Genomic DNA, 19,145 nt, shown 5'->3' with positions numbered 1-19,145 from the left:
TTCCTCCCATTGCCTGTTCAGTTCAATTTGCAGGCTGTCTCCGGTTGATCGATCCCCAATGTGTCGAGTTCGGAAAACTGGTGAAGAAAACCCTCCTGGGGCGAGGTGGAGATCACACCACGCCCATCGCCGAGCAGAATTGGCTGGCGGAGCTGCCAGTTCCAGCGACGGAAGCTCACCTTCTGTCCCTTGAAGGCCGCCAGTGAGAAATTCTCGTCTTTTATGAAGGCTTCGATCTGAGCAGGATCGTTGCCGTTGGTCCGCGTCGCGGCCTCGCCGAGGATGCGGGCTGCCGTCCAGGCCTGCATGTCCTTGCCGAGCATGCGCCGTCCCGTCGCCTTCACGAAGCGGTTCTGGATCTGAGAGCCGCCCCATTGTTCGCTGGCCGGATGCCAGGACGAGGCAATGAGGCCCGCCGTGCCGGCGACGGGCCGCGGGTCCCAGGTCCGGAAAGGAACATAGCTTCCAAAGACCTCGCTCTCGTCGGCAACAATGACGACATCATGGTCGGGCAGGCCCTGGGTGAAGACCGGCATCTGTCGCTGCACCTGAACGACGCCGCTGTCGGTTCTGCGGGCCGTGCCCGTATCCTTGTAGAGCCGCTCCTCGACGATCGTCGCACCGAAACGCTTGGCAGAGCGCCGGATCGCGTCCGCAAAAAGCTGGTCCGGTTCGTGGGAACCATAAAGCAGCACCCATTTGCGCCACTGCTTCCAGATCAGATACTGCGCCAGGCCATCGGCAAGCATGGTGCGCGTCGGCGCGGCGTGGAAGACGTTAGAGCGGCATTCCTGCTCGCGCAAAATGTCGTCGGTCGAGCCGACATTGAAGAGAAGCACACCGTTCTCCTTGGCGAGATCGGCAATCGAGAGCAACTGTTTGGTTGATATGTCGGTCAGCACATATTTCTCGCCGCGCGCCAGCATCTGCCTGAAAACCGGGACGACATCCTCCTCCCGTTTCGTCTCTACCACGTCCAGGCTGTACGACTGGCCGAGAAATCTGCCGGTCGTGTTGTTGTCGTTGATGGCGATATTGGCTCCGGCAACGCCTTCATCGCGCGGGGGGACATCCAGGACCGACAGCGCAAGTTGTGGCTCATAGGCGCGCAGATATCCTATGCGGATTTCCGTTGCAGGTCCGTTGGCGGGATTTTGCTGCGCCATCAGATGCGGCGCATTGACGAGCAGCGAAAAACAAGCGAATAAAAAGATAAGAGTATTCGGCACCATACTCTTCATGGTCATACCACGCTCCGCGCCGGCTTCAACGAAGGCGGACGCGCTGTCTCGATTAGGTGCCCACTATGTTTGTAGTCCAATCCCCGATAAACTCAATACTTGCACTCAACTTTTCCCGCCACGGTTGGGAAAAATGCGGCGCCTGCGGAGACATGCCATGACATTGATGTTGGCCAGTGTTCAAAATCGCAACGAGGCGGAGATCGTTCTACAGGCAGGTGCGGACATTATCGATCTCAAGGACCCTTTGCGCGGCGCGCTTGGGGCGGCAGACATCCCGCAAATCACCGACGTTGTCGATTTCGTGTCCGGCAGACGGCCCGTCAGTGCCGCCTGCGGCGAACTTGGCGGCGATCTGCAGGCTCTCAGGGCAAGGGTCGAGGAAGTGGCCGCGACAGGTGTTGATTTCATCAAGATCGGGTTTCTACCGTCGTCCCGTATCGGGGCGGATGCGCAAGCCTTGGCCGATATTGCCGGCCGCAAGAGGTTGATCGCCGTTGTTTTTGCCGACCATCGATACGAGGAGAACGTCATGACATCGTTTGCAAAAGCAGGCTTTTACGGCGTCATGCTGGATACGGATGACAAATCGAAGGGACGGTTGCTGGATCACATTCCTCCAGATCGGATTTCGGATTTTGTGGCGCAGGGACAACGGCACGGATTGATGACGGGCGTTGCCGGCTCATTGGAAGCACCCGACATCCCCCGCTTGCTGCCGGGCAAGCCGGATTTTCTGGGCTTCCGGGGAGCGCTGTGCGAGGGCCTGTCCAGGAACGCCGATCTGGACGCTGAAGCCACGGCAAAGATCCGTGCTCTTATTCCCGGGGAGCGGCCAGCTGAAAAAACGCCGAGCGTTGACCTCGAACTCCTGGCGGCACGAGGGTATTTCCCCGATGCGGCTGAGGACAATCTCGGCACCGACCAGATCTTCGTGCGGGATTTCGTCCTGCCGGTCGACATCGGCGCTTACAGCTTTGAACATGGCAAAAAGCAGAAGGTCCGGTTCGATGTGACGGCGGATGTCCTACGTCTCACCCGCGATCCGAAGGACATGCATCATATCGTTTCTTACGACCTCATCATGGACGGCATCCGCGCGATCGTCAGCCGTGGTCATGTCGATCTGGTTGAAACGCTTGCCGAGCAGGCTGCAGCGTTCATCCTTGAGAACCCGCGTGTGGCTCGTGTCGTTGTGCGCGTAGAAAAATTGGAGCTGGGTCCGGGCGGCGTTGGCGTGCAGATCGAGCGCAAGAGGGAAAGCGCCCGATTGTCAAAGCCGCTTCGCGTCGTAGCGGCAAAGGCCGAAGGAGGAAGGAAAGTGGTATGAAGCCGCTGGTCGTCAAGCTTGGAGGAAGCACGGCCGGCCGTATCGAGATGGACCAATGGATTGCGGTGCTGGCATCGGCGCGCCTGCCATTGGTGATCGTTCCCGGCGGCGGACCGTTTGCCGACCAGGTGCGCGTTTCGCAAAATAACATGCACTTCTCAAATGCCGCGGCACATGAGATGGCCATTCTCGCCATGGATCAGTTCGGCATCGTGATCGCCGAGCGGCATGCGCGTTTTCAACCGGCCCGGTCGCTGCGCGAGCTCGACGCAATTCTCGCCGAAGACGAAATACCGGTATGGCTGCCGTCCCAGATGACCCGCAACGCCGACATCGCACAGTCGTGGGATGTGACGTCGGATGCACTTGCGGCCTGGCTGTGCAGGCAGATCGGAAGCCGCCAGTTGCTGTTGTGCAAGCAGGTCGATCCGGAATCCCTTCCGAACGATCTGGAAGCGCTCGTTGACAATGGCGTCGTCGATGCCATGCTGCCGCAACTGCTCGGGGAGGAGACAGTCTTGTACGTTGCCGGACCATCGTCGCTCAGTTCGCAGCTTCTCGCGCTGCCCATGACCCGCATACCCGGGCGCCCAGTGGGATTGCCCGAGGAAGCCCGCAGAGAGACGTGCCGATGACGCGGCTTCGAACGCCGCGATGGGCCTGGGTGCTGACCGGGTCAGGCCATTTCTTCGTCGAATGCTTCGAGTTGATCCGCTCACTCGACCATTGCGACGTCTTCGTGACGAAGGCCGCAGACGAAGTTCTCAGGATGTATGGGCTGAAGCTCGATTTTTCGGACACGACGCGCGTGCTTCACGACAAGACGGCAAGTGCGGTCCCTGTCGGCGAATTCTATCACGGCGTCTATCATAGCGTCGTGATTGCGCCTGCCACGTCCAATACCGTCGCAAAATGCGTGGCGGGAATCTCCGACACGATCGCCACGAATGTCTACGCACAAGCCGGCAAATGCCGCCTTCCATCAATCGTCTTTGCTTGTGACACCGCGCCCGAGCTGGAGACAATGGCTCCCCACGGAATGGTGAAGGTCTATCCGCGGCCGATCGATCTTGAGAACACGGCCCGTCTCAAGACCTTTGAACGCACGCAGGTCGTGGAATCCTTTGCTGATCTGGAGCTGGCGGTGGCGCGGCGGAAAGGGGAGATCGACGGTCGTGGCTGAGCATCTCGTCTTCCTGACCGGGCACCTGGCAAAGGCCAGGCTTGAAAACATTCTCACCGGACTGGGAACAACCCCCTTCACCTACGAGATCATCGACATCGGTGTGAAGGTTGCCGCCCTGATGACGGAAGAAATCGTCAGCCGTCGCTTGCCTCGGCCGTTGAAGGCGGACCGGGTTGTCTTGCCCGGTCGGTTCAGAGGCCATCTGGAACGGTTAAGCGACGAATTCGGCATCCCTTTCGTGCGCGGACCTGACGAGGTGGCGGATCTGCCTGTCTACCTTGGCCGGGCGGGAAAGCCGCCGGATCTGTCGCGCCACGAGATGCGCATTTTCGCCGAAATCGTCGACGCATCGACCCTGTCGCTGGAGGCGCTGCTAAAAAGAGCGCGTGCGCTCGCAAACGGCGGCGCCGATGTGATCGACCTGGGCTGCCTTCCAGATACGCCCTTTGCCCATCTGGAAGAAGCCATCGGGCGGATCAAGGCCGAGGGGCTTTGCGTCAGCGTGGACTCAGCGAACGCCGATGAACTGGAACTTGCCGCCCGCTCCGGCGTCGACTATCTTTTGAGCCTGAACGAAAAGACAATTGGAATTGCCGCCCGCCACAAGGTCAAACCGGTTCTCATTCCAGCCGTGCCGGGCGACCTTTTCTCTCTCGGCCGTGCCATCGAGGCGGCGCAGAACGCCGGGATATCCTTCATCGCCGATCCGGTTCTCGACCCAATCCATTTCGGCTTCGCCGCCTCGCTTGGACGCTTCATCGAGGCTCGCCGCCGCTGGCCGGACGTCGAGATGATGATGGGTACCGGCAACCTGACCGAGCTGACCGACGCCGACACGTCGGGAATAACAGCCATCCTCGCGGGCCTTTGCTCGGAGCTTTCCATCGCCAACGTGCTGGTCGTCAACGTCAGCCCGCATACCGTGCGCACGGTGGAGGAACACGACCGGGCGCGACGCATCATGTATGCCGCCAAGCACGATCATGCGCTGCCCCGCGGCTATGACGCAGCCCTCCTGCAAATACACGACCGCGCGCCCTTTGCGAGCTCCATTGCCGATATCGAGGCGCTTGCGCAAGACGTGCGCGACGCCAATTTTCGCATCATGACTGCTCCTGACGGCATCCATGTCTTCAGCAAAGCCGGCCACTGGAAGAGCGACAACGCCTTCGACCTCTTTCCTGTGCTTAATGTCGAACAGGATGGCGCGCACGCCTTTTATCTGGGAGCGGAATTGATGAAGGCGGAAATCGCCTGGAAGCTCGGCAAACGCTATTCGCAGGACGAGCCGCTTACCTGGGGCGTGGCGAGCCCGGGCGCAGGCGAAGACCGCACACGGCTTGCCGTGGCCGGGCACACGCTGCGCGCAAAGAAGGGCGGCCCATGAGCTTCATTCGCGAAACGATCGTAACGACGGTGAATGCCAAGGGCCGGGTGCATATCGCGCCCCTTGGTATCATCGCTCAGGATGACGGATGGATCATTGCACCGTTCCGCCCCTCCACAACCCTCGAAAATCTTACCGCCGTGCCGTTTGCCATTGCCAATTATACGGACGACATGCGGATTTTCGCGGGCTGTCTCACCGGACGGCGGGAATGGCCGCTGGTTGCGGTGCAAGATTGCCCTGTCCCGCGACTGGAGGCAGCGCTCAGTCATTCCGTTTTGCAGGTCGTTTCCGTCACGCAGGACGAGATCCGCCCCCGCTATTTCTGCCGGATCGTAGCTGAGGCCACGCATGCCCCGTTCACAGGCATGAACCGGGCCAAGGCAGCCGTTCTCGAACTGGCAATCCTGGTGAGCAGACTGCATATGCTGCCCAAGCAAAAGGTCGATTCCGAGATTGCATATCTGTCGATTGCAATCGACAAGACGGCCGGTGCTGACGAGCGGCAGGCCTGGGATTGGCTGATGGAGCGCGTGAATGTCGATTCGCGCGGAGACTGACGGGATCCGTCCGGCATTTCGTCCGTAGTGCGTTTTACGATTTCGACCACAGGAGCGCGACGGCAGCGGCCGGCGCGGCCTTGCTTGCCTGATCGCGGATCTCGTCCGATGCTGCTGGAACGAGCATGCCGAAGTCGACGTAGGGCCGCTCCAGGCGTTTGGCGAGCTGCATGATCTGCGGGCGACCGATCCCCGCGCCCACCACAGGTGCGCCCGGGCTTAGTGCGGCATTGCCGCAAACCCGGAACGCACCGTCGTGGATCATGCGCAATTGGTGCTCGCTGAACCAGCGGGCGACATCGATCCATTCGCCTTCGCTAAGATCGGTGCCGTCACGTCCGACCATGCGAGCGATGCGGCCGATCGATCCATGGCGCGACTTGGCTCTTCGGTCGGCGGCGGGGTATTGGTCATCGGCCTCGTCCAATGTTCCGAGAATGCGCCCGAGATCGGCGGTATTGGCAAAATACTCGTTCATCAGCGGCGTCATCGTGGCGCGCACCGGAACTCTTTCGGCAATGCCGATCAGCGCCGAGCGCGTAAAGCCCGTGTAGACGAGTTCGCCGGTCAACAGACGCTCCGCATCGGAATAGCCATTGTTGCAGAGGCGTCCGTTCTGAAACGCGAGGATGTCGGTGGTCGTCGAACCCATGTCGACGAAAAGACCTTCTCCTTTGATCGAGGCGCTCAACGCAGCCGTGGCATGCCAATTGGCCGAGGCGATATCGGGGCCGAGATCGTAGGCTTCTGAAAGATCGACGAAACCTGCACGGCCACCATAAACCTGCAGGTCGTCGCCGCCGAATTCCGCTTTGATGAAATCCAGGATATGGCGAACACCGGCATCTCGCGACGGGAAGCCATCCGACAGCTCTCCCGTCATCGTGAAGACATGGATGGGATTGCCTTGAAAAAGCGGGCGGAACTGATCCAGCGCATCGCGCACCTGATCGAGCCCGAGCCACATCGGCGCCTTGAGGGTCCTGGCATGGGTAATTTGTCCATTGTCGGTCCGCGCCATCTTCAAATGCGCACCACCGATGTCCCAGCCGATAACTGTTCGCTTTTCTTTTGCTACCATTCCGGCTTTCATGTGAGTGATCGTTTCTGCCGAGGTTTGACCATTGCTTATCATTCCCGTTCTCGACGTCAAAGACGGCCAGGTGGTACGCGCGCAGATGGGCATGCGCGATACCTATAGGCCCATCGAGACGCCGCTCAGCGCGACACCGGCGATCAGCAATGTCGCCGACGGCTTGCGCCGAATCCATCCGTTTTCGATCTTTTATGTCGCCGACCTCGATGCCATCGAGAGCGGTTCGAGCCATTGTTTAGCCGCCGGGCCTCTATCTCTTTTGCAGCCGAGGCCGGACGTCTGGCTCGATGCAGGGTTTCGAAGCGCAACGGACGTCGGGCAGGCGCTTGCCAACGCGCAGATCCTTGCCGTCCTGGGTTCCGAAAGCCAGGTCGGTATCGACGTTCTCAGCGCGTTCGGTGCGCATCAGAGACTGATCCTTTCCCTCGACTTTCGCGGTGATACCTTCCTCGGGCCGCCCGCCATCATGTCAACGCCTGACCTGTGGCCGAGACGAGTGATCGTGATGACACTCGACAAAGTGGGTGCGCGCTGCGGACCCGACTTCGATCGCCTGCGATCAATCAAGGACATCGCCGGAAACCGCGACATCATCGCCGCAGGCGGAATCCGCAACGTCAATGACCTGGAACGGCTGAGTGACATGGGCATTGCTGGTGCCTTGGTCGCAACATCGCTGCATAGCGGCGAACTTACAGGAACCGACGTCTCCGCCTTTAATGGGAGCTAGGGGAATTCAAGAGAAGAGGCGCTCTGCCTCTTCTCTCAATCGTGAAGCCGAAGCACTGCCATTTCAACCATTGGCGCTTGAAGATGGCGTAACGCTGAAGCCTAAAAGCTTCGACAACCGGCGCAACAGGCCGCCTGTTTCTACGGCGGGCTCGCCCTGTGCGGGGTTGTTTCGTGTCTAGGCGCTGAAAGGATGCTTGACGGTGTCGCGCTGAGCAGTTGCCTCCGCCGCGGTCGGCTTGCCGGTGACTGCGCGTTCAATCGCTTCCTTCGTTGCCCTGTAGTTATAATCCTGGATCTTGGCGTCGTCTTCTGCTTCCCAGTGGATGAAGACGCCGACGCAGATGAAGATGTCATCGGCTTCGTCGGCGGGAATGATGCCTTCGGCTACGCTGTCTTGGACTGCCTTTGCCACAGCATGCTGTGCCGGGCCGAACATCTGCACGGCTTGCTTGGCACCCTTGATCGTAACTTTGTTGAACAATATCGTATTCGGCTTGCAGGCCAGGTTCGGGGCGATGACCGCCAGAAGTGACGTAAACCCGTCCTTGTTGTTGGTGAGCGCATTGCAAAATGCCGTTTCCACGGCGCTTCCACGCGGTCCGATCAGAAGATCGATATGCGCGACTTCATTTCCCTCGCCAACGAGTGATTCACCAACCATTACCTTGCTAATCTTTGCCACGGCCAATTCCTCCCTTGTACCGTATGGTCAAAAAGTTTCGTCCAAAGAAGCCGTACCACACGAGACACGACGCTCGATGGACAGCTATCCTTGTTCGCAGCACCCTTGACTGGGTCGGTTGGCCAGATAGCAGCGAGTAAGATTTATTCGCCGGCCAAATTCAAACATCTAAGCTGCGATTATGCAAGCCGAACTTCATGTTACGGACAAAAAGCGTCGCAACCGTGAGATCGGCGGAGGTCCCGGGGTTGATATCCCTGTCCTTCAGCCGCCTGTCGAAGTCCAGCAGAATCTTTTCCCGGCTGGGCAAGCGCGTCTCATCCATCACCCGACGGCGTATCGTGTCGGCCTCTTTGGCAATTTCAACAGAGAGACCGGTCCCGTGTTTGCGCCCGATATGACTGTCGGGAAACGAGGACAGGAAGTAAAGAAAGACGAAGATTGTCGGCCACATGTCCTCTTCGCCGCGCGCGGCCGCTTCTCTCCACGCCGACAGGCCGCCGTTGAAGATGTCTTCAAAGCCGTTCGTATATTGTCGGGCGATCATGTCGCGGTCGGCTGCCATGGCCATGGCGTTGACGAGAGACACCGTCGGCTCGTCTCTAACGTCATGTTCTTCGGCGCTGCCGAGCCCTCCCGGATTCGTGAGGCGGATTGCGGCGAAGACGTCGCGGGCATCGCCCGCATTCATTTCATCCAATGTCTGCGTGAGGCCCTTGCGGAAATCCCAAGACGTGCTCTCGGCCGCCTTGGCAAGCGGCGCGCAAAGCAGGAGGATACCGAGATTGGTGTTCGTTCCCACGCTTTCGCGGGTGGCAGTTACCGCACGAAGAATACGCTGACCGACCGATGCAAGCGGATCGGTGACCGACAGCGAGCTGACGGCCGCACTTTGGAGGAATTGATCCGCCGTCATCCGGTGGCCGTCTGCGAAGCGGTGCACATTGCCCGGCTTCAAGGCATCGATCTCGGCGCGGCAGGCGTCCAGGTAGGCTGCCATGATCTCTTGCCGCGTCAGCGTCATGCTGCGGGCCTTTCCTTTACGTCCGGACTGAGAAGGGCGACCATTGCCTGAGCGATGCAATCGGCGACGCGGACGGGGACAACGGATTGCAAGCCGGTCCAGGCCGGCATGCTGTTGACTTCCAGTACGAGAAGATTGCCTTCGCATCCCTGTACGATATCGATGCCCGCAAAGTCGGTTCCAACGGCGGCGGCGGCGGCAAGCGCAAGTTCGGCAAGCTTCGGGCGCAGCGGCCCGACGACCGGCTCGGCCTTCGCGCCGCGGGCGATATTGGTGATCCAGCCGTCGGCGCAACGACCCATCATGCCGAGAATTTCACCATTGCTGACGAATATCCGGTAATCCCGATAGGGCGGTCCGGCACGAAGTACAAGGCGCTGCAGGTAATAGACATTGTCGACCTCATCCGGGTCAGGCAGATCGTCGATCGAACGAATGAGCCTTATTCCGCGTCCCTGCGATCCAAAGAGAGGTTTCAGCACCAGGAGGCCATGGGGCACCTCGCGCTTGACGAGGGTCCTGGCATTGGCGGGACCTTCCACTGCGAAGGTTTCCGGTGTTGGCACTCCGGCAGCCGCAAGAAGAAACGTCGTCGTCGATTTGTCGACGCATCGCTCGATTGCTTTGGCGGAGTTCCAGACCGGCACGCCAAGTCGGGTCAGCGCGTGCAAGATGCCGAGACGGCGTGTGATCGCTTCGAAGCTGCCGCCGGAGATGGAGCGGACGATCACACCGGCCGGAAGGGCTCCGTCAAGCATCGGGATGGCAATGCCTGATGGATACCGGGTATCGAACGCGATATCGGCAAGCGGGCAGAAGATCGTCTCCGCGCCGAGTTTTCCGAAGGCGCGACGCAACTGTCTCACCTGGCGGTCTGGTTTGTCGGAAAGAATGAGAATTTTGTCTGAAATCACCGTCTGTTCAACCAAGGGATTGCTCCAGCATATCTCTGTTCCATTCACCGGCGCGGAAGGTGTCGCCTGTCTCGACAGCCGTAACGATCACTTCGGCCGGGCTGAAGAGATGCGGATCAATCGCGTAGAAATCGCCATTGAATTTCTCGAAGATTTCCGCAAAAGGCTGCCCGTAGTCACGCGACCTGCAGCTCGGCAGCTCTTCGGCGAGCGCGCGCGCGTCGGCCGCGCTGCCTAGAACGAACAACTGCACCAATCCGCCATAGATGATGGCATCGTTCGTCCGCCCCATGGCCTGCAGGAAGTCCGGATGAGGCGCGGGGACCGGCGCGCATCCCGTGCCGTCGACAATCGCGTCCAACGGAAATTTGAGGCTGTGGGCCTTGTGAAGAGCGACCTCCAGTGAGCGCCCGATAATCTGAACGGAGCCTGCAAGGCTTTGCGTCGGCGCGTAGATGAAGGTCAAAGCGTCAGGGCCTAGTCCTGTCGCCTTTGATACCTTTTCGACAACGGCTGGCGGTGGGGCCTTGCTCGTTTCAAGAAGCAGAACTGACGTCGAAGCATCGGTTTCGCTATAGGTAATTTCCTCGAAAAGCGGCTCCACGCGCGCCAAGAGACGCGCAGGGCCCGAGCCCATGGCGAAATATTTCTCATGCGAAAGCCGCCAACCCGCATACTGGCTGCCCAGGCAGGCAAGAACCGGTTGCGAGGAATGGACGGTAACGCTCAACGGCCATTTTCGGTTATGACGATCGAGCGCCAGCGACACCGTTCCCAGACCACCCATGCAGATTTCTGCCATCCGCAAACCCACTTCGAGGCCTCCGGGGCTTGCCGCGCCGGCGTCGATGAGATGTTCTCCAAGAGAGCCGCGGCCATATGCGACGCCAAATCTTTCGTCGTCGGCAATGATCTGATCGATGATCCGTTGCGCATTCCTGTTCAGATGGGCCATTCCGTTCTTCATTGGAATTCCTCCTTCCAATGCTGCGCTACTTGGTTGACACGACGTTTGACAGCGCGCTCTGCTGCGGAGGCGGATCGGGCATGCGCCAACACAGTGCAAACCGGATCGCCGGGGCCGAGCGCCGAACCCGGCCTTTGATGGTCGGCCGTCAGGTTCGGCCATTTGACATCGGGGAAACAGGAGATGGAACGAGACGTGTAGGCAATCGCCGCAGCCGCAGCCCCGCGATAGACTGGCACCTCGATCCTTTCCCCGCGCACGGCGCGCAAATGCTCAATGAGGAGGGGTGCGCTATCGGTGTCGAAGATATCCAGCGTTGCGCCAGGCCGTGGGTTGATTTCAATGAGATGAAGCCCCTCCGACCCATCGATGAAATCGGCGCTGCAAAGACCCACAAGGCCGCAGTGGCGCGTCAGCTTGTCGAGCCAGCAACCCATTTGCATTTTCTTTTGCCGGTCAAATCGCATGAGGCGGACGGCGCCGCCATAACGAAATGGTGACGTTGGCGAAGGCGAAGACCATTGCCGGCTGACGCCGATGATGCGGGCGGCACCATTTTGGGCCAGGAAAAGAGCCGAGATGCTGCGGCCGGACATGCGCTTTTGAAAATAGTAGCCTGGCAGGGCAGGCATCGTTGCGACCGGTCTGACATGCGACCCGCCGGCGCCGCCGCCAAGCTTCGTGAGCCAGCCCTCCGGTTTTTCTGGTAACGAGAACTGGATCGCCGGATGCGGGATATCCAAGCTTCGACAAAGTTGGGACAGGTTGGCGGGGTCCTTGATCGCGCGCACGGTGTCGGCGCTGTTGCCGGCAAGCGGAAACACTCGACCGAGTGCGTCGATGACCTCGGGCTGACGTTCGAAGCCGGAGCCGTAGAGCAATGCGGCCGGTTTCTCGTCGCCCATAAGGCGTGACAATATGCCTATGATTTTCTCGCAGTCTATTCCCTGGCTTATACTGCCCGACAGGCGCGCCGTCCTCTCGGAAAGGGCCACCGTATCGCAATCGCAGAACAGATCGGCCACCAGCGGTCGATAGCCGGCACGGCGCGCTGCTGCGGCAAGTGACCGGCCGGAAATGGCCGCGATCATAATCGCAGGACTATTTTTCGATGCTGCGGGCAAGGGTGAAAGCATCCTGAAAATCATAAATTACCGGTTTTTCAGCGCCGATCATCTGTTTGAACAGCCCTGATTGGGTCTTGTACTTGATATTGCCGATAGAAAGCGGACCGATGCCGACTGCGGCGGTTTCCCCGAGCGTGTCGGCTTTCGCATGGACGGCCAGGCCCTCGATGCCTGCCGGCGGCACGGCGTTGACATCTGCCGCAACAAGCAGATTTGCTGCCTGGCGCAGTTGTTCGGCAGAGATCACCTTGACGCCAGCCTTGGCTGCGGCCAGCACCACTTCGGCCTGGCGCATCAATTCCGTCTTCCTTTCTTCCGTTGAACCGTCCGCCGCTTTCACAGTGACGCCGAAGCGGGCCTTGATGGCCTCGGCGATGGCTTCGACACGCGCAATTCCGTCGTGACCGACCAGCGTGACGTCTGCGCCCTCCTTGGCTGAGATCACCGCGGTGCAGTAGCCGACGACGCCGGTCGCGCCGAAAATGCTCACTTTCGTTGCCGCCAGCTCACGATTGTGGAGTTTTCCAAGTGTTTTCTCCACTCTGGCGACCATCGCTGCGGCGGTGGTAAACGAGCCGGCAGGATCGGCGAAGACAGACACCTCGAAAGGGGGCACCATTGCCTGCTTTGCGGCATCGATCATGTCGAGTGCCAGGATCGTATCACGCCCGGCAATAAAAATGCCGGTGGCAACGCCGGCATCGGGCGGACGTGAGAAGACCGCATCCTGGACAAGGCCGGCTATGTCGGCGAGCGCCACGTCAGTGTAAGGAACGACATGGTCATAACCCGCATCAAGGGCCATATTGACGTCGAACGGGCTCATCTGCTTCAATGGCGTAAGCATATGGAGAATGGTTTTCCGGCTCATTTGGCTCGCCTTCTTTAGTATGTTTCCCGACCCAGTTCGAATTGCTGCGGCGCCCTCGTTCGCGCGATCTGCGCCCCCTCATTTCTGCCGGCGACGATGCGGATTGTCGTTTGTGTGTCCATCAGCGCGGCGCAAGCGACAACCCGCTCGGCAGCCGCCTGAGATGCGGCAAAGGCAAATCCGGTCGGTCCCCAGGAACTTTGCCCGATGCCGACGGCTCCGCATTCGGCAAGCCTTGCGAGCGTCCTTTCGACCGCCGGACTTGTAAAACGGCCGCCTTGGGCCGGCGCAAAATAATCGCCCAGCGTTTGCTGGATTGCCGTGACCGCATTGCCGAAAGTCGCAATGTCCTTTTCGATCGCGGCGGGCATGATCTCCATCAGCGCATGGCGGCAGATCGAAGCTGAGCCGGTTGCAGGAAACGGCGCTAGCGCGCGGAATGCCTTGATTTCGGCGTCTCCGTGAATTCCGTGAGCAAGGCTGTCCAGAACGAGGATGATGCGCCACTCGCTCGGAAACGGAATGCGGGAAATGACGGTCGGGGTCAGATCGTCCCTGGCCTTGCCCGCATCGAAGATGAGACCGCCTTCCTCGAAGGCGGCAATGCCGATTCCCGATCGTGCGCCGCGCCCCAGGAAGGCCGCATCCTCGCGGATGTGGAACGGCAAATCATGCAAGCTTCGAAGCGCTGCGGAAACGGCGAGCGCCAGCTGGGTTCCAGACCCCAACCCGGCATGGGCCGGGATTGTCTCTCGAACCATCACCCGGTGATGGCCTGAAAGCTTGAGACGAGACCGCAGGGCCGTAAGGTGAGCAAAAAGCCGGGCACTATCGGGTCCATGGACGCTGGTCTCGGCTGCCCGCGAGATCTCCAGCCGCGTCGATATGCCGTCCAGCGGCAAACCGATACTGCCGAAGCGCGAGCTGTCCTTGCCAGGGATGTCCAGGAATCCGAGGTGTAAGCGTCCAGGAACTTGAATGGAGACGGAGTCCGACATCGGTTCTATTTCTGAACTTTTTGATAATCGGGCCCTGAGTTATGTTATCGTATTTTACTACCAGCGCAAGCCTGGGTGACGAACCGGGAGAAAAGAACCAAAGGAGCGGCCGCGATGAGCGAGGAGACGGAACGGAAACGGGAGCGCGTTTATTCCGAGGACGAGATCGTTTCGAAGCTGCAGGCGGAGCTTCCGCATTGGCGCTACGAAAACGGCTGGATACGCCGCCGATACAAGACGCACAATTGGAAATCCACCCTTATGGTCATCAACACGGTTGGACACCTGGCAGAGGCGGCCTGGCACCATCCCGATCTCAAGGCATCCTATGCGTGGGTGGAGGTGTTGTTGATGAACCATGCTGCCAAAGGCGTGACCGACAAGGATTTCGAACTCGCCAAAAAGATTGAGGACGTCGTCCAATGGCAGCCGGGCAAGGCGGACGGTACTCTCGAAGGCACGCCCAACGCCGATCAGCGGTTTGCTTACCTGAAATATGATAGCTGATCGGCATTTTTCGTCGGATGGACTTCACATTTGACGAAGAACAGATAAATTCACGACGGCACCAGAAAGTTTCGGAGTGTGATGGTTGCATGGATCGGCAGCCAAACAGTTCCTTTGCCTGCTGCAATTGAGCAGGTGGCAAAGCTTCTGGCAAAGAGCCGCTGCCCGGTATTTTCCATTGAATCGGATGTCCATGGCTCCCGCAGCCTGATTGCGCTGGCGGAGCGGGTCGGGGCGACCTATGACCACGTGAATGGCCGCGACCTTCTTCATGAAGTGGCACTTCACACGGATATCGGCGGTTTTTTTGCAACGGCGACGGAAGTGCGGCGCCGCGCCGACCTCATCATCATCGTCGGCGACATTGCAGCGGCTCATCACGATCTGCTTTTATCGCTTGCGTCAACGACGGCGGATCTGTCGTCGTCAAGCCGAAGGCGTTGGCTTCAGATCAAAGGCAAGGCGCCGGCCGCCGCCAGCGAGCCGCTGCGACGTTTGAAGGCGATCGAAGTGGGCTCGTCCGATTTTCCCATCGACGCCGTGCTCGGAAGCCTCAGGGCGGTGCTGGCTGGAAGAAAAACATCCGCCCCTCTCGCCAATATCGATGCGTTCTTGAGCGAAATGGCGAGCGCGCGTTTTCCCGTCTTCGTCTTCTCCCATCTCAATGACCCGGCCAGTCTGGCGATGCTACAAGGCATGCTGGCCGACATCAACAGAGCCCGGCGGGCGACGGCTCTTTTCCTCCCGTGCGACGACGACGCCTGGGGCATGGTCTTGGCATCGACCTGGATGACGGGCTTTCCGCCGCGAACAGGCTTTTCGACCGGCTCACCCATCCATGACCCATGGCTTTGCGACATCGAGCGGATGATTGCAGATAAGGAGGCGGATATGCATTTGTGGGTATCGGAGCGTGACGAGGCGCGTCTGCCGAAACGCAGCCGAGTGCCCACGGTCGCGCTGGTGAGGAGTGAACGGCCCGCCGCCGGCGCGTTGGTCACCGTTCGTATCGGCAAGGCTGGCCTTGACCATGACGGCGTGGTCTATTCGAGCCGCATCGGAACCCTAAGATCCGTTGCCGCAACGGCGCCGTCCGCTCTCCCCAGCATTCATTCAATCGTCGGGCAACTCGAGCAGGCCCTGCAGGCAGAGGGTTTGCCATCATGATGATCCGTCTTGCAGGTGGGGAAGTGGTGGATCCGATCAACGGTCCGACCGGCAAACGCGACGTCTGGATCGAGGATGGCGTCATCATCGAAAAGCCGGTCTCAAAGAGGGCTGACAAAACCTATGACGTTACCGGCTGCTTCGTCATGGCCGGTGCAATAGACATCCACTCGCATATCGGCGGCGGCAACGTCAATACGGCCCGTCTTCTGTTGCCCGAACAACATGCCGCGCACCTCAAACGGCCCTTGCACACGCCGCTTGCAAACGCCGGGTGGTCTACCTTCAACACCGGATGCCTTTACGCTCAGATGGGTTTTACCACCGTGGTAGAGCCCGCCATGTCGCCTTCGAATGCGCTTCATACCCATATGGAGCTTGCCGACATCCCGATCATCGACAAGGCAACGCTTGCAATCCTCGGCAATGACGATTTCCTTCTGTCGATGATCAGGGACAACGCCTCGTCGGCGATGATCGATGATTACGTGGCTTGGACGGTGTCGACGGCAAGATCGCTCGGCGTGAAGGTGATCAATGCAGGCGCAGCAGCCGCGTTCAAGGAAAACATCCGCAGCTTCGCCTTCGACGACGTCGTGCCATCCTACGGGGTCACTTCCCGCAAGATCGTCGAGACGCTGCAGTCCGCCGTCGGCCGTCTGGGAATCCCTCACCCCCTCCATGTCCACGCCAACAACCTTGGTATCGCCGGAAACGCCGTAACGGCTGCTGAGACAATTCGCGCGTCGCAAGGCCAACCAATCCATCTCGCGCACCTGCAGTTTTATGGTTACGGCACCGAAGGCAAACGCGGCTTTTCCTCCGAGGCTGCCCGTCTTGCCGATCTGGTCAACAGCACGCAAAACGTGACGATCGACGTCGGACAGGTGATGTTTGGCCAGACAGTGACGATCTCATCGGACGTCATAAGGCAGTATTCCGGAATGCGAACGGCAAGTCCGAAAAAGTCCATTCTCTTCGACGGCGACGGAAACGGCGGCGGCATTGTCCCCTATCGCTATCGCAAGGACTACTATGGTTCGCTGCAATGGGCGGTGGGGCTCGAGTTGTTCTTGCTGATCAACGACCCATGGCGGGTTTTCTTCACCACCGACCATCCGAACGGCGCTCCCTTCACGGCCTATCCCGAATTATTCGAGTTGCTGATGCGCCGCGATGTCCGCAATGCCAAGATGGACGAGCTCGACCGCTCCGCGCTGGAGCTTACCACACTCGCCTCGATCTCCCGCGAATATACGCTTGAGGAGGTTGCGGTCATGACGCGAGCAGCGCCGGCGAGGCTGCTTGGCCTCGATGACCGCGGGCACCTCGGCCCCGGTGCAATCGCGGATGTCGCCGTCTACCGGAAAGGGCAGGATGTCCAAAGGATGTTCCGCGACGCGGCTCTGGTGTTCAAGAACGGGGACCTGGTCGTCGAGGACGGCGTCGTCACGCACTATCGTTGGGGAAAGACGGTGCACCTCAATTTGCCACCCGACAAGGGTATCACCAAGCGCATGCAAGCCTATCACGAAGATCGCTACGGTCTGTCGCTCGACTGGTTCACCTTTCCAGATTCAGCGATTTGTCGCGAAAACCCTTTTGCGGAGGTCGCATGCAAGAGCTGATCCGCAACGGCATTGAGATCGACGACACGTTTGCCGAGGCATTCGGCATGCGTGCGACCGCAATCATCATCACCGCGCCGAACCTGAAGTGGGCGCGCCAGGCGGCGACCACCATGTCGGGCTTTGCGACCTCCGTCATCGGCTGTGGTTGCGAGGCGGCGATCGACATCGATATTCCGGCGTCCGGGACGCCGGATGGGCGTCCGGGCTGCCGCGTGATGATCTTTGCGATGGGGACGGACGAGCTGCAGAAGCAGTTGAAAACCAGGCTCGGTCAATGCGTTCTGACCTCGCCCGGCAGCGCCTGTTTTTCCGGGCTCGAAGGCAGCGCTTCGCTCGATCTCGGATCATCCCTGCGCTATTTCGGCGACGGATGGCAGATCTCCAAGAAGTTCGGCGGCAAGCATTATTGGCGGGTGCCGGTCATGGATGGCGAATTCCTGTGCGAGGCGAAGACCGGTTTGACGAAAGAGGCGGTTGGCGGCGGAAACCTCTTCCTGCTCGCCACAGACGGCGCAAAGGCGCTGGCGGCGGCCGAGCGCGCCGTGGCAGCGATTGAGAAGGTTCCCGGCGCAATCATGCCTTTCCCCGGCGGCATCGTGCGCTCCGGCTCGAAAATCGGCGGCAAGTACAAGGGCATGATGGCTTCGACCAACGATGCCTATGCGCCCACACTACGGGGGGTGACCAAGAGTGCGCTCGGTCCCGACATCAATGCAATCCTTGAAATCGTCATCGACGGGGAGACGAGCGAGGCGGTGGCTGCAGCGATGCGTGCCGGGCTGAAGGCGGTCATCAATTTCGGGCCGAGGCGCGGCGCTTTGCGCATCAGCGCGGGAAACTATGGCGGCAAACTCGGCAAGTTCCATTATCATCTGAGGGATCTCCTGCCATGAAGCCGCTGACCTTCACCCTTCGCTCCGAACCGGATGAAAGGCTCGATCTATCCGGCTTGACGCCCCAAAAGCTCAACGGCATGCAGCCTGCCGACATCGCCAGATTGCCGATCGGAACGAGCCGGCGTCCCGCCACGGTGGGCGATGTCTTCAAGGTGGAGGGGAGGGATATCTCATCCATCGTGTTTTCAGGCGGCAGCGGGCGCTTTGACCTCGTCGGAGCGGAGATGACGGCGGGAAAGATCCGGGTCGAGGGCGATGTCGGCGCCCGCGCCGGTCGCCGCATGGCTGGCGGCCTCTTGAACATCGAAGGAAAGGCCGGTTTACAGGCGGGATCGGGTATGAGGAACGGGCGCATCGAGATCGCCGGTGACGCAGGCGACGGCCTTGGCGGGCCGATGGTGGGAGAGATCCACGGCATGACGGGTGGCATCGTGATTGTTGGCGGCAAGGCCGGCCATCGCCCCGGCGAGAAAATGCGGCGAGGCATCATCGCGCTTTTGAAGGGATGCGGCGATTACGCCGGCCTCGGCATGACCGCCGGGACGATCGTTGCAATCGGACGCGTCGGTCTTTATCCCGGCCACTTGATGAAGCGCGGCTCGCTTCTGTTCGACCGGCGACCGGCGGCCCTTTCGCCGACGTTCATCGATTGCGGCCGGGTCGAAATCGTCTTTCCGGCACTGTTCGACCGCTATCTGATGGAAGACAAAATCCTCGACCGGCCACTGCTCGGCAAAAAACCCTTCCGTTTCGGCGGCGACAATGCGGTCTTGGGCACGGGCGAAATCATGTTTGCGCGAGGTTGAGCCGTGGCCATCCGGTTTAAGAT

The 19,145-nt window shown here is 60.0% G+C and carries 20 protein-coding genes; 11 read left to right on the top strand and 9 right to left on the bottom strand.

Going from position 1 to position 19,145, the window contains the following annotated elements; genetic code table 11:
* Positions 1–17: 17 nt before the first annotated feature.
* Positions 18–1,241 carry an ABC transporter substrate-binding protein gene (locus RGR602_RS30930; protein WP_407692073.1) on the bottom strand — a complete coding sequence of 408 codons (1,224 nt, stop codon included), beginning with the start codon at positions 1,239–1,241 and terminating at the stop codon, positions 18–20.
* A 157-nt stretch (positions 1,242–1,398) separates the two neighbouring features.
* Here RGR602_RS30930 and RGR602_RS30925 point away from each other — a divergent pair, with 157 nt between their 5' ends.
* Genes RGR602_RS30925 through RGR602_RS30905 form a run of 5 tightly spaced genes read left to right on the top strand, consistent with a single transcriptional unit; the run spans position 1,399 to position 5,704 of the window.
* Positions 1,399–2,571 carry a (5-formylfuran-3-yl)methyl phosphate synthase gene (locus tag RGR602_RS30925; protein WP_040115780.1) on the top strand — a complete coding sequence of 391 codons (1,173 nt, stop codon included), beginning with the start codon at positions 1,399–1,401 and terminating at the stop codon, positions 2,569–2,571.
* Positions 2,568–3,206, top strand: a complete 639-nt coding sequence (locus tag RGR602_RS30920) for an amino acid kinase family protein (RefSeq protein ID WP_040115779.1) — start codon at positions 2,568–2,570, stop codon at positions 3,204–3,206. Before RGR602_RS30925 ends, RGR602_RS30920 begins: the two co-directional genes overlap by 4 nt.
* A complete protein-coding gene (locus tag RGR602_RS30915) occupies positions 3,203–3,754 on the top strand; it encodes a flavoprotein (protein WP_040115778.1) in 552 nt (183 codons plus the stop codon). The genes RGR602_RS30920 and RGR602_RS30915 overlap by 4 nt, the downstream gene beginning before the upstream one ends.
* The gene (locus RGR602_RS30910) at positions 3,747–5,144 is read left to right on the top strand and encodes a DUF6513 domain-containing protein (RefSeq protein WP_040115777.1); all 1,398 of its coding nucleotides are present in this window, start codon (positions 3,747–3,749) and stop codon (positions 5,142–5,144) included. The genes RGR602_RS30915 and RGR602_RS30910 overlap by 8 nt, the downstream gene beginning before the upstream one ends.
* Positions 5,141–5,704 carry a DUF447 domain-containing protein gene (locus RGR602_RS30905; protein WP_040115776.1) on the top strand — a complete coding sequence of 188 codons (564 nt, stop codon included), beginning with the start codon at positions 5,141–5,143 and terminating at the stop codon, positions 5,702–5,704. The genes RGR602_RS30910 and RGR602_RS30905 overlap by 4 nt, the downstream gene beginning before the upstream one ends.
* Before the next feature lie 34 nt (positions 5,705–5,738).
* On the opposite strand, the gene RGR602_RS30900 is transcribed toward RGR602_RS30905, so the two are convergent.
* On the bottom strand, positions 5,739–6,785 hold the full coding sequence (locus tag RGR602_RS30900) for a hydantoinase/oxoprolinase family protein (protein ID WP_040116634.1): 1,047 nt from the start codon (positions 6,783–6,785) through the stop codon (positions 5,739–5,741).
* A gap of 43 nt (positions 6,786–6,828) precedes the next feature.
* On the opposite strand from RGR602_RS30900, the gene RGR602_RS30895 reads away from it, so the two are divergent.
* Positions 6,829–7,530 (top strand): HisA/HisF-related TIM barrel protein, encoded by a 702-nt coding sequence (locus RGR602_RS30895; protein ID WP_040115775.1) that lies wholly within the window; start codon positions 6,829–6,831, stop codon positions 7,528–7,530.
* 177 nt (positions 7,531–7,707) lie between these two features.
* Here the strand turns inward: RGR602_RS30895 and fae are convergent, their stop codons facing one another.
* From fae to RGR602_RS30860, 7 genes are all read right to left on the bottom strand, one after another.
* Positions 7,708–8,214 carry a formaldehyde-activating enzyme gene (gene fae / locus RGR602_RS30890; RefSeq protein WP_040116633.1) on the bottom strand — a complete coding sequence of 169 codons (507 nt, stop codon included), beginning with the start codon at positions 8,212–8,214 and terminating at the stop codon, positions 7,708–7,710.
* Positions 8,215–8,374: 160 nt separating this feature from the next.
* Positions 8,375–9,238 (bottom strand): triphosphoribosyl-dephospho-CoA synthase, encoded by an 864-nt coding sequence (locus RGR602_RS30885; protein ID WP_040115774.1) that lies wholly within the window; start codon positions 9,236–9,238, stop codon positions 8,375–8,377.
* Positions 9,235–10,167 (bottom strand): ATP-grasp domain-containing protein, encoded by a 933-nt coding sequence (locus RGR602_RS30880; RefSeq protein ID WP_223844089.1) that lies wholly within the window; start codon positions 10,165–10,167, stop codon positions 9,235–9,237. The genes RGR602_RS30885 and RGR602_RS30880 overlap by 4 nt, the downstream gene beginning before the upstream one ends.
* The gene (gene mch, locus RGR602_RS30875) at positions 10,160–11,119 is read right to left on the bottom strand and encodes a methenyltetrahydromethanopterin cyclohydrolase (RefSeq protein WP_040115773.1); all 960 of its coding nucleotides are present in this window, start codon (positions 11,117–11,119) and stop codon (positions 10,160–10,162) included. Before mch ends, RGR602_RS30880 begins: the two co-directional genes overlap by 8 nt.
* Positions 11,116–12,243 (bottom strand): ATP-grasp domain-containing protein, encoded by a 1,128-nt coding sequence (locus RGR602_RS30870; RefSeq protein ID WP_223844088.1) that lies wholly within the window; start codon positions 12,241–12,243, stop codon positions 11,116–11,118. The genes mch and RGR602_RS30870 overlap by 4 nt, the downstream gene beginning before the upstream one ends.
* Positions 12,221–13,117 carry an NAD(P)-dependent methylenetetrahydromethanopterin dehydrogenase gene (locus tag RGR602_RS30865; protein ID WP_040115771.1) on the bottom strand — a complete coding sequence of 299 codons (897 nt, stop codon included), beginning with the start codon at positions 13,115–13,117 and terminating at the stop codon, positions 12,221–12,223. Before RGR602_RS30865 ends, RGR602_RS30870 begins: the two co-directional genes overlap by 23 nt.
* 14 nt (positions 13,118–13,131) lie before the next feature.
* Positions 13,132–14,115, bottom strand: a complete 984-nt coding sequence (locus RGR602_RS30860) for a beta-ribofuranosylaminobenzene 5'-phosphate synthase family protein (RefSeq protein ID WP_052451829.1) — start codon at positions 14,113–14,115, stop codon at positions 13,132–13,134.
* Positions 14,116–14,229: 114 nt separating this feature from the next.
* Here RGR602_RS30860 and RGR602_RS30855 point away from each other — a divergent pair, with 114 nt between their 5' ends.
* From RGR602_RS30855 to RGR602_RS30835, 5 genes are all read left to right on the top strand, one after another.
* Positions 14,230–14,622 (top strand): 4a-hydroxytetrahydrobiopterin dehydratase, encoded by a 393-nt coding sequence (locus RGR602_RS30855; protein WP_040115770.1) that lies wholly within the window; start codon positions 14,230–14,232, stop codon positions 14,620–14,622.
* An 81-nt stretch (positions 14,623–14,703) separates the two neighbouring features.
* A complete protein-coding gene (locus tag RGR602_RS30850; RefSeq protein ID WP_052451827.1) occupies positions 14,704–15,789 on the top strand; it encodes a molybdopterin-binding domain-containing protein in 1,086 nt (361 codons plus the stop codon).
* On the top strand, positions 15,786–17,417 hold the full coding sequence (locus RGR602_RS30845; RefSeq protein ID WP_082046737.1) for a formylmethanofuran dehydrogenase subunit A: 1,632 nt from the start codon (positions 15,786–15,788) through the stop codon (positions 17,415–17,417). Before RGR602_RS30850 ends, RGR602_RS30845 begins: the two co-directional genes overlap by 4 nt.
* Complete coding sequence (gene fhcD, locus RGR602_RS30840; protein ID WP_040115767.1) at positions 17,405–18,313, top strand: formylmethanofuran--tetrahydromethanopterin N-formyltransferase; 909 nt, start codon at positions 17,405–17,407, stop codon at positions 18,311–18,313. The genes RGR602_RS30845 and fhcD overlap by 13 nt, the downstream gene beginning before the upstream one ends.
* Complete coding sequence (locus RGR602_RS30835) at positions 18,310–19,122, top strand: formylmethanofuran dehydrogenase subunit C (protein WP_040115766.1); 813 nt, start codon at positions 18,310–18,312, stop codon at positions 19,120–19,122. Before fhcD ends, RGR602_RS30835 begins: the two co-directional genes overlap by 4 nt.
* Positions 19,123–19,145: the final 23 nt, after the last annotated feature.

This window comes from Rhizobium gallicum bv. gallicum R602sp, from assembly GCF_000816845.1.
Taxonomy (GTDB): Bacteria; Pseudomonadota; Alphaproteobacteria; order Rhizobiales; family Rhizobiaceae; genus Rhizobium; species Rhizobium gallicum.
This window is presented reverse-complemented; position numbering and strand designations above follow the sequence as displayed.

What these genes read in the sequence shown, in the direction of transcription:
- RGR602_RS30930 (WP_407692073.1), bottom strand. Translation starts at nt 1,241, where the DNA reads ATGAAGAGTATGGTGCCGAATACTCTTATCTTTTTATTCGCTTGTTTT.
- RGR602_RS30925 (WP_040115780.1), top strand. Translation starts at nt 1,399, where the DNA reads ATGACATTGATGTTGGCCAGTGTTCAAAATCGCAACGAGGCGGAGATC.
- RGR602_RS30920 (WP_040115779.1), top strand. Translation starts at nt 2,568, where the DNA reads ATGAAGCCGCTGGTCGTCAAGCTTGGAGGAAGCACGGCCGGCCGTATC.
- RGR602_RS30915 (WP_040115778.1), top strand. Translation starts at nt 3,203, where the DNA reads ATGACGCGGCTTCGAACGCCGCGATGGGCCTGGGTGCTGACCGGGTCA.
- RGR602_RS30905 (WP_040115776.1), top strand. Translation starts at nt 5,141, where the DNA reads ATGAGCTTCATTCGCGAAACGATCGTAACGACGGTGAATGCCAAGGGC.
- RGR602_RS30900 (WP_040116634.1), bottom strand. Translation starts at nt 6,785, where the DNA reads ATGGTAGCAAAAGAAAAGCGAACAGTTATCGGCTGGGACATCGGTGGT.
- RGR602_RS30885 (WP_040115774.1), bottom strand. Translation starts at nt 9,238, where the DNA reads ATGACGCTGACGCGGCAAGAGATCATGGCAGCCTACCTGGACGCCTGC.
- mch (WP_040115773.1), bottom strand. Translation starts at nt 11,119, where the DNA reads ATGAAGAACGGAATGGCCCATCTGAACAGGAATGCGCAACGGATCATC.
- RGR602_RS30865 (WP_040115771.1), bottom strand. Translation starts at nt 13,117, where the DNA reads ATGAGCCGGAAAACCATTCTCCATATGCTTACGCCATTGAAGCAGATG.
- RGR602_RS30860 (WP_052451829.1), bottom strand. Translation starts at nt 14,115, where the DNA reads ATGTCGGACTCCGTCTCCATTCAAGTTCCTGGACGCTTACACCTCGGA.
- RGR602_RS30855 (WP_040115770.1), top strand. Translation starts at nt 14,230, where the DNA reads ATGAGCGAGGAGACGGAACGGAAACGGGAGCGCGTTTATTCCGAGGAC.
- RGR602_RS30850 (WP_052451827.1), top strand. Translation starts at nt 14,704, where the DNA reads ATGGTTGCATGGATCGGCAGCCAAACAGTTCCTTTGCCTGCTGCAATT.
- RGR602_RS30845 (WP_082046737.1), top strand. Translation starts at nt 15,786, where the DNA reads ATGATGATCCGTCTTGCAGGTGGGGAAGTGGTGGATCCGATCAACGGT.
- fhcD (WP_040115767.1), top strand. Translation starts at nt 17,405, where the DNA reads ATGCAAGAGCTGATCCGCAACGGCATTGAGATCGACGACACGTTTGCC.
- RGR602_RS30835 (WP_040115766.1), top strand. Translation starts at nt 18,310, where the DNA reads ATGAAGCCGCTGACCTTCACCCTTCGCTCCGAACCGGATGAAAGGCTC.